Origin of the sequence: Inquilinus limosus MP06 (assembly GCF_000767795.1) — a bacterium.
Classification (GTDB): Bacteria; Pseudomonadota; Alphaproteobacteria; order DSM-16000; family Inquilinaceae; genus Inquilinus; species Inquilinus limosus_E.
On record NZ_JANX01000090.1, the window covers coordinates 1 to 15768 of the forward strand.

The 15768-nt window shown below is 71.4% G+C and carries 17 protein-coding genes; 10 read left to right on the top strand and 7 right to left on the bottom strand.

Annotation, left to right across the window (positions count from 1 at the left end):
• Nucleotides 1–335 (bottom strand): MFS transporter (locus P409_RS09985; protein WP_034834963.1); only part of this gene is annotated, 335 nt, incomplete at its 3' end.
• 232 nt (nt 336–567) lie between these two features.
• Here P409_RS09985 and P409_RS09990 point away from each other — a divergent pair.
• Together P409_RS09990 and P409_RS09995 are read left to right on the top strand one after the other, a co-directional pair.
• Nucleotides 568–1131: a tetratricopeptide repeat protein gene (locus P409_RS09990; protein WP_052120309.1), complete on the top strand. Its 564-nt coding sequence runs from the start codon at nt 568–570 to the stop codon at nt 1129–1131.
• Nucleotides 1132–1192: 61 nt separating this feature from the next.
• The gene (locus P409_RS09995; RefSeq protein ID WP_052120311.1) at nt 1193–1750 is read left to right on the top strand and encodes a tetratricopeptide repeat protein; all 558 of its coding nucleotides are present in this window, start codon (nt 1193–1195) and stop codon (nt 1748–1750) included.
• A 168-nt stretch (nt 1751–1918) separates the two neighbouring features.
• Here P409_RS09995 and P409_RS10000 read toward each other — a convergent pair whose 3' ends face one another.
• From P409_RS10000 to P409_RS10015, 4 genes are all read right to left on the bottom strand, one after another.
• Complete coding sequence (locus P409_RS10000) at nt 1919–2305, bottom strand: nuclear transport factor 2 family protein (RefSeq protein WP_034834965.1); 387 nt, start codon at nt 2303–2305, stop codon at nt 1919–1921.
• 11 nt (nt 2306–2316) lie between these two features.
• Nucleotides 2317–3756: a pyruvate kinase gene (gene pyk, locus P409_RS10005; RefSeq protein ID WP_034834969.1), complete on the bottom strand. Its 1440-nt coding sequence runs from the start codon at nt 3754–3756 to the stop codon at nt 2317–2319.
• A 214-nt stretch (nt 3757–3970) separates the two neighbouring features.
• The gene (locus P409_RS10010) at nt 3971–4360 is read right to left on the bottom strand and encodes an ACT domain-containing protein (protein WP_034834971.1); all 390 of its coding nucleotides are present in this window, start codon (nt 4358–4360) and stop codon (nt 3971–3973) included.
• Between the two features lie 5 nt (nt 4361–4365).
• Nucleotides 4366–5250: a DMT family transporter gene (locus P409_RS10015; protein WP_152613318.1), complete on the bottom strand. Its 885-nt coding sequence runs from the start codon at nt 5248–5250 to the stop codon at nt 4366–4368.
• A gap of 158 nt (nt 5251–5408) precedes the next feature.
• Here P409_RS10015 and P409_RS10020 point away from each other — a divergent pair, with 158 nt between their 5' ends.
• Nucleotides 5409–6350 (top strand): DUF6454 family protein, encoded by a 942-nt coding sequence (locus P409_RS10020; protein WP_034834975.1) that lies wholly within the window; start codon nt 5409–5411, stop codon nt 6348–6350.
• A 99-nt stretch (nt 6351–6449) separates the two neighbouring features.
• Nucleotides 6450–7349: an alpha/beta fold hydrolase gene (locus P409_RS10025; RefSeq protein WP_034834976.1), complete on the top strand. Its 900-nt coding sequence runs from the start codon at nt 6450–6452 to the stop codon at nt 7347–7349.
• A 172-nt stretch (nt 7350–7521) separates the two neighbouring features.
• Here the strand turns inward: P409_RS10025 and P409_RS10030 are convergent, their stop codons facing one another.
• Complete coding sequence (locus tag P409_RS10030) at nt 7522–8313, bottom strand: SDR family NAD(P)-dependent oxidoreductase (protein ID WP_034834978.1); 792 nt, start codon at nt 8311–8313, stop codon at nt 7522–7524.
• A 127-nt stretch (nt 8314–8440) separates the two neighbouring features.
• On the opposite strand from P409_RS10030, the gene P409_RS10035 reads away from it, so the two are divergent.
• From P409_RS10035 to P409_RS10055, 5 genes are all read left to right on the top strand, one after another.
• Nucleotides 8441–9229, top strand: coding sequence for an N-formylglutamate amidohydrolase (locus tag P409_RS10035; RefSeq protein ID WP_034834980.1), 789 nt, complete (start codon nt 8441–8443; stop codon nt 9227–9229).
• Complete coding sequence (locus P409_RS10040; protein WP_034834982.1) at nt 9226–10368, top strand: carboxylate-amine ligase; 1143 nt, start codon at nt 9226–9228, stop codon at nt 10366–10368. Before P409_RS10035 ends, P409_RS10040 begins: the two co-directional genes overlap by 4 nt.
• 38 nt (nt 10369–10406) lie before the next feature.
• Nucleotides 10407–10709 (top strand): DUF1244 domain-containing protein, encoded by a 303-nt coding sequence (locus P409_RS10045; RefSeq protein WP_034835000.1) that lies wholly within the window; start codon nt 10407–10409, stop codon nt 10707–10709.
• Between the two features lie 205 nt (nt 10710–10914).
• On the top strand, nt 10915–11163 hold the full coding sequence (locus P409_RS10050) for a DUF2312 domain-containing protein (protein ID WP_034834984.1): 249 nt from the start codon (nt 10915–10917) through the stop codon (nt 11161–11163).
• 39 nt (nt 11164–11202) lie between these two features.
• Entirely contained in the window at nt 11203–11742 is a 540-nt protein-coding gene (locus tag P409_RS10055) for a GNAT family N-acetyltransferase (RefSeq protein ID WP_202964619.1), read from the top strand.
• A gap of 26 nt (nt 11743–11768) precedes the next feature.
• Here P409_RS10055 and P409_RS10060 read toward each other — a convergent pair whose 3' ends face one another.
• Entirely contained in the window at nt 11769–14024 is a 2256-nt protein-coding gene (locus P409_RS10060) for a glycoside hydrolase (RefSeq protein ID WP_034834989.1), read from the bottom strand.
• 133 nt (nt 14025–14157) lie between these two features.
• Here P409_RS10060 and P409_RS10065 point away from each other — a divergent pair, with 133 nt between their 5' ends.
• A complete protein-coding gene (locus P409_RS10065; RefSeq protein ID WP_034834991.1) occupies nt 14158–15555 on the top strand; it encodes an MFS transporter in 1398 nt (465 codons plus the stop codon).
• Nucleotides 15556–15768: the final 213 nt, after the last annotated feature.

Here is a 15768-nt window from a genome sequence, read left to right on the forward strand (position 1 = left end):
ATCGCCGCGGCGCTCAGCCCCGCCAGGGCCGCACAGGGCAGGGCGACGGCGAAGGCCGGCGCCAGCGCGATCCCGGCATTGGCGATGCCGAAGCCGACCAGGGCGGGCAGCAGCAGCGCCTTCCGCCCCAGCCGGTCGGACAGCGGGCCCAGCAGCGGCGCCAGCACGGCATAGACCAGGGCATAGGTGGCGGGCAGCCAGGCGATCCGCGCCGCCGGCACGGCGAAGCTCTCGCCCATCGGCGCCATCATCGGGCCTGCCACCACCTCGGCGCCGCCGATCAGGAACATCACGAGCATCAGCGGCAGCAGGCGCCGGCCGGGCAGGGAGGACATGGCAGGCCGTGTCGGAAGCGATCGCCCGAAGCTGGGCACGAGAACGCAGGCGAGCTTCGAGCGAGGAGTCCTGCGTGGCCGGCGGAAGCGATCCGGGCGACCGGGCGACTATAGCGGGCCGCGATGGCGATCGCGACCCCTGCGCCGGACGCAGGACAATGCGCTGCCTGCTGCATCTCTTGGCGCGGCTTTTGATGTTGTCTTCTCAGGGACGGGGCTCAATCTTCTGATTATGAAGGCGCTGCGCATCCTGGCCCTGGCTGTGGCCATCCTTGCGGCGCCGTGCGGGACCCTCTCGGCGGCGGACACGCCGACTCGTCTCGATTCCCTTCTCGACCAGCTGCGGACCGCCGCCGACGGGGCGGAGGCGCAGCGGCTGGAGCGGCAGATCTGGATCCTGTGGCTGCGCTATGAAGGGGCAGATCCGCTGGTGCCGGACCTGATGCGGCGCGGCAACGCCGCCCTGCAGCAGCGCGACTACGCGGTGGCGGAGGCCGCCTTCACCGGGGTGGTGGAGCGGGCGCCGGATTTCATCGAGGGCTGGGACCGCCGCGCGGTGGCGCGCTTCCTGCGCGGCGATTGCGACGGCGCGATGCGGGACATCGACCGCGTCCTGGCGCTGGAGCCGCGGCATTTCGGGGCGCTGTTCGGGCTGGGCCTGTGCCGGACGGTGCAGGGCGACCACCGGGCCGCGCTCGACGCCTTCGAGCGGGTGCTGGCGCTGGACCCACACTACGCCCCGGCGCAGAGCCAGGCGGAGCGGATGCGCAAGTACCTCGCCGGCTACCCGCTTTAGGCACCGGTTCGGGCCGGCTTCGCCTCTTGCCACGCAGCCGGGGCAGACCGACATTCATGGCATGCGCCGCCGTCTCGCCCTGCTGCTGTCGGCTTTCCTGCTCGCCATCGCCGTGCCGGCCCTGGCCCAGGATCGCGCCGCCCGGTTGGATGCGCTGTTCGAGCAGCTGAAGACGGCGGCGCCGGAGGATGAGCCGGCGCTGCAGATCCAGATCTGGCAGGTCTGGCTCGCCTACGACGGCAGCGATCCGGACGTCCCCGGGCTGCTGGAGCGCGGCAACACCGCGATGCAGGACCAGGACTATGCGGTGGCCGAGGCGGCGTTCAGCGCGGTGATCCAGCGCGACCCCGCCTATGCCGAGGGCTGGAATCGCCGGGCGACGGCGCGCTATCTGAAGGGCGACATCCGCGGTTCGGTGGCCGATATCGACCAGGTGCTGGCGCGCGAGCCCCGCCATTTCGGCGCGCTGTCGGGGCTCGGCCTGTGCCGCATCAAGCTCGGCGACATCCCGGGCGCGATCGATGCCTATCAGCGGGTGCTGGCGATCGACCCGCAGATGGCCACGGCCCGAGAGCAGCTCGAGCAGCTGAAGAAGCTCCAGGCCGGGGATCCCATTTGAGGCTGGCGAGCCGATAGAAATTCGTCATTGCGAGCGCAGCGAAGCAATCCAGGGCGGCAGGAGCGGAGGCATGGATTGCTCCGTCGGCTTCGCCTCCTCGCAATGACGGCTCTTTCGCAGGAGAGGAAGGAGTCTGATCTCGGGCGCCGCCGGCTGCGGTCGCGCCGCTCAGTGGATGGTGCCGGACGGCTTGGCCGGGGCGGCGGCCTCGCGGGTCGGGCCGGCCTGGTGATGCACCATGCGCCAGCCCTCGGGCTCGCGGGTGAACACATTGGTGGCGGCCAGCCGGCTGTCGCCGATCCGCTCGATGCACAGCACCACGGCGCTGTCGCCGTAATCCAGCACCCGTGCCGTCTCGGCGGCGATCCGTGGCGGGTCGCGCAGGATCGATGCCCAGCTCTTCATCACCGCCTCGCGCCCGGCCAGCACCGGCCAGCCCGGATGGATGCAGGCCACCGGCTGCCGCCGCGACCACAGCGCTTCCATCGCGGCGGCGTCGCCCTGGGCGAGGGCGGCGTAGAAGGCCTGGTTGGCGGCGAGCGGGGTGTCGATCATCCGGGCGAAGCTCAGTCCTCGATCCAGGCGATGCGCAGCACATTGGTGTTGCCGGGGGTGCCGAAGGGCACGCCGGCCGTCACCACGATGCGCTGGCCGGCGGTGCCGATGCCGTCATGCTTGGCCAGGCGGCAGGCCTTGCCGACCATCTCGGTGAAGCTGCTGACATCCTCGGTGTGCACCGAATGCACGCCCCAGCACAGCCCCATCCGCCGGGCGGTCTGCAGGTTCGAGGTCAGGCACAGGATCGGCACCTCCGGCCGCTCGCGCGCCGCGCGCAGCGTGGTCGAGCCGGAGGTGGTGTAGGTCGCGATCGCCACCGCGCCGATGGTGTGGGCCACCTGCCGCGCCGCGGCGGTGATGGCGTCGGCGGCCGTGTTCTCCGGGTCGTAATGCACCGCGTCCAGGATGGTGCGGTAGATCGGGTCCTTCTCCACCCGCCGGGCGATGCGGTCCATCATCGTCACCGCCTCGACCGGGTATTCGCCCGACGCGGTCTCGGCCGACAGCATCACCGCGTCGGCGCCGTCGAACACGGCGGTGGCCACGTCGGAGGCCTCGGCCCGGGTCGGGGTCGGGGCCATGATCATGCTCTCCAGCATCTGCGTCGCCACGATCACCGGCTTGCCGGCCTGGCGCGAGGCGCGGATGATCCGCTTCTGCAGCGACGGCACGTCCTCGGCCGGCATCTCGACGCCCAGGTCGCCGCGGGCGACCATCACCGCGTCGGTCAGCTCGACCAGCTCGTCCAGGTGCTGGATCGCGGCCGGCTTCTCCAGCTTCACGATCACCTGGGCGCGGCCGGCGATCAGCCTGCGCGCCTCGGCGATGTCCTCCGGCCGCTGCACGAAGGACAGCGCCACCCAGTCGACATCGATGTCGAGGGCGAAGCGCAGGTCGTCGCGGTCCTTCTCGGTCAGTGGCGACAGCGGCAGCACCGCGTTCGGCACGTTGACGCCCTTGCGGTCGGACAGGCGCGACCCGGCCTCGACCACGGTGTCGGCGAAGTCCGGGCCGCAATCGACGACCTTGAGGCGCACCTTGCCGTCGTCCAGCAGCAGGGCCTGCCCGGGCTCCAGCGCGGCGAAGATCTCGGGGTGGGGCAGGGTCACGCCGGTGGCGTCGCCCGCGCGCTTCTCCAGCGTCAGGCGGAAGCTCTGCCCCTCGGTCAGCTTGACCGGGCCGTCGGCGAAGGTGCCCAGCCGCAGCTTCGGCCCCTGCAGGTCGGCCATCACCGCGATCGGGTGGTCGAATTCGCGCTCGACCTCGCGGATCAGGGCGAGGCGGGCGGCATGATCCTCCTGCTTGCCGTGGCTGAAGTTCAGGCGGAAGACGTCGACACCGGCCTCGAACAGCTTGCGGATCGCCTCGGCCGAGCTGGTGGCGGGGCCCAGCGTGGCGACGATCTTGGTCTGGCGCGTGCGGCGGAACGACGGGCGCTTCTTGGGCATGGCTGAACTCCCGGATCACGGGCCGGCGCCGCAAGGCCCGGGCACGGTTGATCCGTACCCTCGGCCCGGCCGCGTCGACCGCCGGGAAGAAACCATATCCGCGGCCCTTCGCCAACGTCGAAAGTGCGCGGAGATTCGGATATTACGCGGACTTAATATTTCGCCTCACCCGGTTCTCCGCGGAAATCCCGGTCTTCGCGGCCGGTGTTGCGGCTCAGACACGCACCGTGTTTTCCCGCTGCAGCATCGACGTCGCGGCCTCCAGGTCGCCGGTCCGGACCAGCAGGTAGTCGGTGTCGTAGGTCGAGATCGCGAAGATGCTGATGCCGGCCTCGGCCAGCGGCGCCGCGAGTCGGGCCAGGATGCCGGTCAGGGCGAAGTCCAGCGGCCCCTCGACCTTGAGGCCGCGCCAGCCGCGCTCGGCCTGCGTATCGGCCGGCACCCGCGCCTCGGGGCATACCACCGACAGCTCGTCGCGGGTGCGGCTGACGGTGACGAAGGGGTCGGACCAGTCGACCCAGCCCGGCAGCGCCGCGCCGGCCGGCAGCCGGGCCACGGCCAGGACTTCCGGCAGCAGGCTGAGGGTGAGGCGGGCCGCGGCCATGCCGGTCAGGCCTTTCGGGCCAAGAGGATGCCGGCCAGCACCAGGGCGCCGCCCAGCCCCTGCAGCGGCCCCAGCGGCTCGGCCAGCACGATCCAGGCCAGGGCGGCGGCCGCGACCGGCTGGATCAGCAGGGTGAGGGAGGAGAAGGCCGGCGGCAGCCAGGCCAGGGCGTATGTGATCAGGCTCTGCCCGGCGACCTGCGAGACCCAGGACAGGCCCAGCAGCACGGCCCAGCCGTAAAGGGACTGCGGCAGGAACACCGGCTCCATCAGCAGCGCCAGCGGCAGCGTCGCCGCGGCGGCGACGGCGCTGGTCCACAGCATGATGGTGGCGACGGAGAAGCGGTCGCGCAGCCGGCCGACCGCCAGGATGTAGCCGCCATAGAACACCGCGGCCAGCGCGGCCAGGGCGTCACCCGCCAGCGCGCCGTCGCCGAAGCCGCCGCCCTTCAGCACCACCACGCCGGCGATGGCCACGGCCAGGCCGGCGGCGAAGACCGGGCGGATCGGCGTGCCGAACAGGGCGAAGGCGCCGAGGGTGACGAAGATCGGCGCCAGGTTGGCCAGCAGCGTCGCGTTGGCGACCGAGGTGATGGCCAGCGCCCAGTGCCAGGCCACCAGGTCGGCGGCGATGAACAGGCCGGGCAGGACCAGGGCGAGTCCGTCCGCCAGGCTGGCCGGCCGCGCCGCCTCGCCGCGCGCCCGCTCGGCCCGGTACCACAGGAACAGGATCGGCAGCGCCAGGGCGGTGCGCCACACCGCCGTCGTCACCGGCCCGACCTCCGACAGCCGGACGAAGATCGGCGAGCTGCCGATCGCCAGCCCGCCCAGGATCAGGGCGGGCAGCGCCAGGCGCTGGGCGGGGGAGGGGGACAGCACGGCGTCGCTCATGATGGCCGGAGCTTAGTCCGGCGCGCCTGCCGCCAGCCATGGCGGGGCACGCAGGGGAGACCGGCGCGCGGCGCGGGCCGGCCGGGCGATCACAGGCTATCATCAAACCGTCACGGCGCGGCGGCAGGATGCGCGCGCTGCACATTGGGGGATTCGCCATGCATCGCTTCGCCGCCCCGACCGCCGGGATCCTCCTGGCCGCCGCCACCGCCGTCGCCCCCACTAGCGCCGTCGCGGCAGACCCCGACGTGCTGGGCCAGCGGATCGAGGGGCTGTCGCGCTCGACCCCGTGGCGCCTGGTCGAGACCATCCCGGTGCCGTTCCAGACCTATCACCCGCAGGGCTTTGCCCGGGCCGGCGACGCGATCTTCGCCTCGTCGGTGGAGATCACGGTGCCGACCAAGCGCTACGACCAGCCGAAGGACGGCCTGGACCGCGACGCCGGCCAGGGCACCGGCCATCTGTTCAAGCTCGACGCCCGGGGCCGGCAGATCGGGCACATCACGCTGGGCGAGGGTTCGATCTACCATCCCGGCGGCATCGACTTCGACGGCCGCTGGCTGTGGGTGCCGGTCGCCGAGTACCGGCCGAACAGCCGGTCGATCCTGTACCGGGTCGACCCGAAGACCTTGGAGGCGGTGGCGGTCGGCCGCGCCGACGACCATATCGGCGGCCTGGTGCACGACACCGACCACAACACGCTGCACGGCGTCAGCTGGGGCTCGCGCCGCTTCTACACCTGGCACTTGGACGCCGAGGGCAAGATCGATGCCTCCGTCCCCCCGACGGTCACGCTGAATCCGGAGCACTATCTCGACTACCAGGATTGCGCGTACCTGCCGGTCGGCCGCGCCATCTGCACCGGCATCACCGAGTTCCGCCGGACGCCGGACGCGCCGGTCTTCGGCCTGGGCGGGATCGAGATCGTCGACCTTGCCGCCGGCCGGCCGACCTTCCAGGTGCCGGTGCTGCTGTGGACCGAGGACGGCACCGCCATGACCCGCAACCCGGTGCTGGTCGAGGCGACGCAGGACGGCCTGCGCCTGACCGCGATGCCGGAGGACGGCACCTCCCGGATCTTCGTCTACGAGACACCCTGAATTTTTTCGGTGGGGATGTCGGCACCGCCCGGGCGGCGGCGTCCTTGGGCCATCGCATCATGGCGGGCAGCAACCCGCCAGCCAGGGATGGAGCCCGACATGCTGAAGACGATCCTGACCGGTGTTCTCGCCGTCGCGGTGCTGGCCGCCGCACCCGCCGCACCCGCCGCCCGCGCTGAGGACGCCGCCATCCGCAGCGGCCATGCCGAGGCCGGCGGCATCAGCTACTATTACGAGGTCCAGGGCGAGGGCGAGCCGCTGCTGCTGCTGCATGGCGGGCTCGGCTCGATCGACATGTTCCGGCCGCTGCTGCCGGCGCTGGCGGCGAAGCGCCAGGTCATCGCCGTCGACCTGCAGGGCCATGGCCGCACGCCGCTGGGCGACCGGCCGATCGACCTGGTGGCGATGGGCGCCGACATGGCCGCGGTCCTGCAGCAGCTCGGCGTCAAGCAGGCCGACGTGCTGGGCTATTCGATGGGCGGCGGCGTCGCCTTCCAGCTGGCCGTGCAGCATCCGGAGATGGTGCGCCGCCTGGCCCTGGTCTCGGCCGGCTACGCCCAGGACGGCTTCTATCCGGAGATGCTGCCGCAGCAGGCCGCGGTGGGCGCCGGCATGGCCGAGATGATGAAGAACACGCCGATGTACACGTCCTATGTCGCGGTGGCGCCGAAGCCGGAGGATTTCCCGCGGCTGCTCGACGCCATGGGCGCGCTGATGCGCAAGCCCTATGACTGGTCGGCGGACGTGCCGAAGCTGACCATGCCGGTGATGCTGGTCTATGGCGACAGCGACATGTACCGGCCGGAGCATGTGGTGAAGTTCTACCAGCTGCTGGGCGGCGGGCTGCGCGACGCCGGCTGGCAGCGCGAGCACATGTCGAAGAACCGCCTGGCCATCATCCCCGGCGCGACCCATTACGACATCTTCCTGTCGCCGCAGCTGCCGGCGACGGTGATGCCCTTCCTGAACGGCGAGAGCAGCGCCACCGACTGGAAGTGACGGGAGCGTTGCCTCTTCCGCTTGCGAGCCTTTTCGGAACTCCCGACACCGTCATTGCGAGCGCAGCAAAGCAATCCAGGGCCGGTGCGCACCGGCCCCTGGATTGCTTCGTCGGCTTCGCCTCCTCGCAATGACGGGGAGGGACGATGTGCGAGTGCCGCCGGCTCGGGCCTCACGGCATGTACTGGCCGCCGTTGATCTCGATCATCTGGCCGGTGACGTAGCCGCCGGCGGCTTCGGAGGCGAGGTAGAGGAAGGCGGCGGCGCATTCCTCGGAGGTGCCGAGGCGGTTCATCGGGATCGTCGCCTGCATCGCCGCCAGCTGCTCCGGCGTCGAGAAGCGCTCGTGGAACGGGGTGGTGATGACGCCGGGCGAGATCGCGTTGACCCGGATGCCGTCCTTCGCCAGCTCCTTGGCCCAGCCGCGGGTGGCGACGGCGACGAAGCCCTTGGCCGCCGCGTAGATCACCGAACCCGGGCCGCCGCCGTGGCGCGCGGCGATCGAGCTGAGATTGATGATCGACCCGCCGCCGCCCTGCCGGCGCATCTGCACCGCGCCCTCGCGCATGAAGCGGACCACGTGGCGGACATTGACGTCCAGCACCGCGTCGACGAACTCGTCGGTGTACTCCGCGACCGGGGTGCGCTTGACCAGCGCGCCGGCATTGTTGACCAGCACGTCCAGCCGGCCGAAGGCGGCGACGGTCTGCTCGACCAGGGCCTGCGCCGTCTCCGGCTTGGTGACGTCGCCGGGGGCCAGGATCGCCTCGCCGCCGGCGGCCTTGATGTCGGCGACCACTGCCTCCGCCGCCTCGCGGCTGGAATTGTAGTTCACCGCCACCCTGGCCTTGTTCTGGCCGAAGGCGCGAGCGGCGGCGGCGCCGATGCCGGTGCTGGCGCCGGTGATCAGGACGGCCTTGCCGGCGAGATCCGGGAAGACGGGCAGGGCGGACAGGGTGGTCATGGTGTCACCTCGGGTGGCGTGACGGGTTGGTCGCCTCAGTCATATCATGTCTGACAATTCTGGCGAGCGCACCCTGGCGTTGCGTCGCGCCTCCACAGCCTCGCGGCGCCCTGCTACCGTGCCCGCGATGATGCTCCTCGGACCCGACGACCCGCCGCCCTTCGAGCCGGTGAACCCCGACGGCAAGGCCTGCGCCCTGCTGGTCGCGGACCATGCCGGCCGCGCCTTCCCGAAATCGCTCGGCACGCTCGGCGTCGACCCGGGGGTGCTGGACCGCCATGTCGCCTACGACATCGGCATCGACGCCTTCTCCCGCCGCCTGGCCGAGCAGCTGGACGCGACGCTGCTGCTGCACCGCTATTCGCGGCTGATCCTGGACCCGAACCGGCAGCTCGACGATCCGACCTCGATCTGCGCCATCAGCGACGGCGCGATCGTGCCCGGCAACGCCAGGCTGACCGCCGAGGAGGAGGCGGCGCGGGCCGACGCATTCTTCCATCCCTATCACGACGCCATCGCCGCGCAGCTGGACCGGATCGCGGCGCGCTGCCCGGCCCCGGCCCTCTTGTCGCTGCACAGCTTCACGCCGGTGATGCGCGGCTTCGCCCGGCCCTGGCAGGTCGGGGTGCTGTGGCGCGACGACGGCCGCATCCCGCTGCCGCTGATGGAGGCGCTGCGCCGCGACCCGGAGATCACGGTCGGCGACAACCAGCCCTATTCCGGCCGCAACGAGCATGGCTACACCATCCACCATCACGCCGAGCCGCGCGGCCTGCCGCATGTGCTGATCGAGATGCGGCAGGACCTGATCGCGGCCGACGCGGCGGCCGAGGCCTGGGCCGACCGGATGGCGGAGATCTTCGCCCCGATCCTGGCGGACCCGGCCCTGTACCAGCCGCTGCAGGCCGTGGCATGACCGAGCCGGCCCTTACGCTCGGCATCGAGGAGGAATACCTGCTGGTCGACCCGGCCAGCCGCGACCTGGTGCCGGACCCGCCGCCGGAGCTGGTGGAGGCGCTGGAGAACCGGCACGAGGGCGCCGTGGCCCGCGAGTTCTTCCGCTGCCAGGTCGAGGTCGGCACCCCGGTCTGCCGCAGCATCGCCGAGGCGCGGACCGAGCTGACGCGGCTGCGCCGGTCGGTGGTGGAGGAGGCGGAGCGGCACGGCCTGGCGCTGATCGCCGCCTCGACCCACCCCTTCGGCACCTGGCGGCCGCAGAAGCACACCGACCGCAGCCGCTACGACCAGCTGGCGCGCGACCTCGGCGTGCCGGTGCGGCGCCTGCTGATCTGCGGCACCCATGTCCATGCCGGGATCGAGGACCCGAACCTGCGCATCGACCTGATGCGGCAGATCCGCTACTTCCTGCCGCATCTCCTGTCCCTGACCACCTCCTCGCCGTTCTGGCAGGGCACCGACACCAAGCTGAAATCCTACCGGCTGGCCGTGTTCTCGGAGCTGCCGCGGACCGGCATGCCGGAGGAGTTCCAGAGCTACGGCGAATACGAGGCGGCGCTGGCGGCGCTGGTCCAGGCCGGGGTGATCGAGGACGGCAGCAAGATCTGGTGGGACATCCGCCCCTCCGCCCGTTTCCCGACGCTGGAGATGCGCGTCACCGACGTCTGCACCCGGGTCGAGGACGGGCTGACCGTCGCCGCCCTCTACCAGTGCCTGCTGCGCATGCTGTGGCGCCTCAGGGCCCAGAATATCGCCTGGCGCCGCTACCGCAGCGTGCTGATCGAGGAGAACCGCTGGCGCGCCATGCGCTACGGCTTCGAGGAAGGGCTGATCGACTGGGGCAAGGGCAAGCTCGTGCCCTATGCCGAGCTGCTGGAGGAGGTGCTGGTGATGGTGGCGGAGGATGCGGCGGCGCTGGGCTGCGAGGCCGAGATCGCGAATGCGCGCACCATCCTGGCCCGCGGCACCTCGGCCCACCGGCAGCTCGCCGCCTATTACGAGGCCCTGGCCGGGGGCGCCGACGAGGCCGAGGCGCTGCGCCGCGTGGTCGACCGGCTGATCCTGGAGACCAAGGAGGGGCTGGAGGCAGCGGCCTGACGCCCTACATCTGAATTCCGGAACCCGTGGACACCGTCATGACCGAGATCGACGCCAAGACCCGCACCGAGCTGGAGGCCGCCGCCTTCCGCACCCTGGTCGAGCATCTGCGCCAGCGCACCGACGTGCAGAACATCGACCTGATGAACCTGGCCGGCTTCTGCCGCAACTGCCTGTCGCGCTGGTACCGCGAGGCGGCGGAGCAGCGCGGCATTCCGCTGCCGGACGCCCAGGCGCGCGAGATCGTCTATGGCGAGCCTTATGAGAGCTGGAAGGCCAAGCACCAGAAGGACGCCTCGGCCGGCCAGCAGCAGGCGTTCGACGCTTCGCACAAGCACTGACGGTTGAACCCGCGTTGCCTCTCCCGCGTCCGGCGGGAGGGGCAACGCGAGACACGTCGGCATGCCCGAATCGGGCCGACGAACAGCACCCTTGCCCGCCCCGACTCCCGCGCCGGCGCTGGGCCGGGACAGGCCGCTTGCCGGGCCGGCCCGGCCGCTTTATGGTCCCGCGCCCTGAAAGCCAATTCCCTGTTGAGGACCTGCCATGTCGGATGTCGGTGGTATCGCCGCGGATCGCCTGAAGTCGTTCATCGAGCGCATCGAGCGGCTCGAGGAGGAGAAGGCGGGGATCGCGGGCGACATCAAGGATGTCTATGCCGAGGCCAAGGGCACCGGCTTCGACGCCAAGATCATCCGCCAGATCATCCGCCTGCGGAAGATGGAGCAGGACGACCGGCGCGAGCAGGAAGAGCTGCTCGACCTCTACAAGCAGGCCCTCGGGATGCTCGAATAAGAGACCCCTCCGGTCTCCAGCCGGGCGGAGCGATCGATCATGCGACTCGAAACCCCCCGGCTGATCCTGCGTCCCTGGGAGGACCGTGATCGGGCGGGCTTCGCCGCGGTCAACGCCGATCCAGAGGTCCGCCGCTACTACTACCCGAGCGTGCTGACGCCGGCCGAGACCGACGCCGTGATCGACGAGGCGATGGCCGCGCTGGCGCAGGACGGCTTCGGCTTCGTCGCGGTCGAGCGCAAGGAAGACGGCGCGCTGGTCGGCGGCGCCGGGCTGTCGCGCCCGGGGCCCGAGGTGCCGGGGCGCCATCCGGCCGAGATCGGCTGGATCCTCGGCCGCGCCTTCTGGCGCCAGGGCTACGCCACCGAGATCGGGCGGGCCTGCCTCGACGCCGCCTGGACCCGGTTCGGCCTGCCGGCGGTGATCGGCTACACCTCCGCCATCAACACCCCGTCGCGCCGCGCCATGGAGCGGCTGGGCCTGGCCCATGTCGCCGGCGGCGATTTCGAGGACGTCACCGTGCCGCCGGGCGATCCGCTGCGCCCGCATGTGCTGTACCGGATGGCCCGGCCGGGTTAGGGTCGGCATCCCCGCCGGGGATGACATTACCTGTCGGTGGCCCGGTAGACCACGGGAGCTCCCCCGTCCGGCAGAATCGCGGCGATCGCATGTCCCGGGATGCTCATGCCGTCTCTCTGGAAGGCATCGGGCGAGAAGTTGGCGACCAGCCTGGTTCCGTCCCCGAACGTGGTCTGCTGGACGAGGCGATCCGGGGTCAGCCACCGGAAGTCGACCAGTTCCTGCATCGCCAGGCGCTCATGCAGCGGCCGGAAGAACGCGTCCTGCCGCCGGATGACCGGCAGCCTCTGCCGCAGCGAGGCCGCGCTCAGATTGTAGAGCGGCGGCACGTTGTAGAGCAGCTGGGCCAGCTCGTTCTCCACCCGCACATTCGACAGCTTCAGGCTGTCGAACGACCAGTGATGCGTGGTGATGACCGACCCGTGGAACACGGCCTGATACAGCGGCAGCCGGGTCCCGGGGTCGAAATACACGGTGCGGTAGGCGTCCTTGAGGGGGACCGTCCTGAAGAAGGCGGCCGGCTGCTCGGGCGGATACCAGCGGCCGAGATAGTAGGGCGACGATGCGTTCTTCTGCATGTCCGCATCGCCCCAGGCGATCACCGGGGTCTGCATGCCATGGGCGAACACCGTGCCGTCGACGGTGGTCGCCTTGCCGTCCTCCGACCCGGCCGGCAGCTTCAGGGCGTCGGCGAGCCAGCGCATGCTGGCCTCCGAGCCCGCCGCGTACTGCGCCTGCGACACCGGTGCGCCGGGCCTGTAGCTGTCGAAGACGAGGCCGGCGGCATAGGCGTCGAGGAACCAGCTGTTGAAGGGTACCTTGCCGAGGATGGCGGGGACCCGGGCCTGCATCAGCGGCCGGACGCAATCCGCGACGGTGTAGTGGCCGGATTTGCCGAAGCCGGCCCGCAGCGACCCGTCCGCGAGCATGACGGCGCAGTCGCGGTAGGCGCGCGTCCCGAGATGCGCCGTGGCCCAGCTCGGATTGTCGCCCGCCTTCAGGGCCGTCTCGTAGGAATCGTAGGGTGCCACCAGATAGCCGGCCTCCACCCCGGCCCGCACCGCCTCCGGGTGCCACAGCCCCGGCTCCCAGCCCTCGCCGAACCCGATCCACAGCTTCGGCAGGCCGGCGTCGCGCAGCGCGGCCATCGTGGCGATGGAGATGCCGCCGCCCCATTGCGCGGGATCGGGCGTGAGCGCGCCGGCGAAGGCCCGGGCCATCCGGCCGCGGAGATCCCCGTAGCCGCCGACGAGGACCTGCATGTCGGGCTCCTCCAGCCCCTGCCAGCGCTCGCGCGCCAGGGAATCGAGCGCTTCATTGACGCCGCGGACCAGCACCTGGCGCTGATACTCGTAGGGCGTGCCCTTCACCTCCGCCAGCGCGGACCGCGCTTCCGGCTCGAGCCGGCGGCGCAGCTCCGACGCCAGCGCGTCCGGTCCCTTCAGGATTGCCAGGAACGCCCGCCAATCCGCGACATCCCGGGCCGACAGCAGGCCGCCGCCCCAGAGATAGGTGTGGGCGGCGCCGATCAGCTTCGCCGCGTCCGGCGCCCGGGCGATCTTTTGGGCCAGCGTCTCGTAGCGTCCCTCGGCGACCAGCAGCTCGCGGTAGTGTCTGGCGCCGGCCAGGGGATCGGCAGGCCCCAGATGCAGCAGCAGCGTCATCGGCTGGCCGAGATTCAGCGGCGTGAACGCGTGATCCAGCGACAGCGCCAGGCCGTCCCCCTCCGCCGTGAAGCGGGCGCTGTTGTTGAACGGGTTCCGCAGGATCCAGGTCAGCGAGTAGCGGTCCCGGTCGAGGCCCCAGAGCGGCAGGCCGAGATCCTCGGAGGTGGTGAACTCCGCATACTGGTCCAGCAGGAAATCCCGCCAGACCCTGTCCCCCGCGGGGACGTAGTGCCCTTCGGCCAGGGGGAAGACCAGGCCTTTGCCGATGGCGGCCGCCGGCTGCCGCAGCACCGGCAGGGTCCCGGCGTCCCGGGCCGTGATCGCGATCGTCAGGTCGGCGCCGTCGAGATCGGCCGAGACCTGGTAGGACCCGTCGTCCCAGCGCCAGGAGGCCCGGTCCGGGCCGGCGTGGAGGTCGTCGACGCGGCGGGCCGGCCCGCCGGTCGAGAGCCGGACCGGGGCTTCGCCCGCGGGCTCGGCCGAGATCGCCAGCGTCGCCGGCTCCAGCTCGACGCGCCAGGCATCGCCCTGCAGCACCACGCCGGCGGCATGGGCGGGCAGGTTGACCGTCAGGGCCAGCACGGCACCCGCGGCGATCGGCGACAACCGTTTCATATCGGACTCCCGGAACGCCGGCGCGGGCGGCACCCCCGATCAATGACAGAGAGTCGGGACGCGTGATACCGGCCGTTGCTTTTCTGGTCGGCCGGATATAACAAGAAGAAGCTTGCAAAAAAGAGAGCGGGTCATGGAGGAGACGATCGACGGCCGGTGGGGCGAACTGCTGACCCGGCGCTACGCCGCGGGCGTCGCCACGCTGTGCCTGGGCGTGGCGCTCTACGCGCTCAACGCCTTCCTGGTCTCGACCTCCCTGCCCACGGCGGTGACCGAACTCGGCGGCGTCGGGCTGATCAGCTGGGCCTTCACCGTCTATCTCGTCGCCGCCATCGTCGGCGGCGCCGCCGCGGCGATGCTGAAGCAGCGCCTCGGCACCCGGCCGGCGCTGCTGCTGGCGGCGCTGGCCTTCCTGGCCGGCACGCTGGTCTGCGGCTTCGCCCCGTCGATGCCGGTGGTGCTGGTCGGCCGGCTGTTCCAGGGCGCGGGGGAGGGGGTGGTCGCCGCCGTCTGCTACGCGCTGATCCCGGAGATGTTCCCGTCGCGGCTGATGCCCAAGGTGTTCGGGGCGGAGGCGATCGTCTGGGCCGCCGCCGCCTTCGGCGGGCCGCTGCTGTCCGGCGTGCTGACGGAGCATGTGTCCTGGCGCGCCGCCTTCCTGGTCAACGTGCCGCTGATCGCGATCTTCGTCGCCCTGGTCGGGCTGGTGGTGCCGGCCGAGGACGACCGGCGCGGCGGCGGCACGGTGCCGGTGCTGCGCCTCCTCGGTTGCGCCGCCGGCATCATGCTGGTCTCGGTCGCCGGCATCGTGCCGCACAGCTGGCAGGCGGCGGCCTGCGTCGCCGGGGCGTTGCTGGTGCTGGCCGTCGTGGTGCTGGCCGACCGGCGCAGCCGCGACCGGCTGTTCCCGTCCGACGCCTTCACCTTCGGGTCCACGGTCGGCGCCGGCCTCTGGGTGGTGCTGCTGATGCCGGTGGCCCAGGCCGCGACCACCGTCTATCTCAACATCACCATCCAGCATCTCTGGGGCTACGGCCCGACCATGGCCGGCTATGTCAGCGCCCTGATGGCGCTGTCCTGGAGCGGCTCGGCCGTGCTGGTCGCCGGCATCGTCCGGCCGCAGGCGCAGCGCCGGCTGATCCGCCTCGGGCCGGCCCTGCTGGCCCTCGGCCTGCTCGGGGTGATGGCGGCGCTCGTCACCGGCCAGCCCTGGCTGCTGATGCTGTGCCAGGTGCTGATCGGGACCGGCTTCGGCATCTCCTGGGCCTTCCTCAGCCAAGCGGTGATGGAGGCGGCGCGGCCCGGCGAGCGCGACTCCGCCTCGGCCCTGCTGCCGACGCTGCAATCCGGCGGCTACGCCATCGGCGCGGCGCTGTCCGGGCTGGTCGCGAACGAGGCCGGCATGGCCGCGGCGCTGGCCCCGGAAGCGATCATCCACGCCGCCACCTGGGTCTTCGGCATCGCCGCGCTGCTGGGCACGCTGGGGTTCCTCGCCAGCTTCGGGGTGCGGCCGGGCGGGCGCTCGGCCTGACACCCGCCCCGACGGCCGTCCGGCACCGTATCGCCGTCCCCAGCACCGTCATTGCGAGCGCAGCGAAGCAGTCCATGGTGCCGCTCATGCGGGCCGATGGATTGCTTCGTCGGCTTCGCCTCCTCGCAATGACGGTGAGAGAAGCGGCTGACTCGACACTGGGCCGGCCGCGCCGCTACCGTCAACCGATCGACGGAACAGGAGGACGGCGAT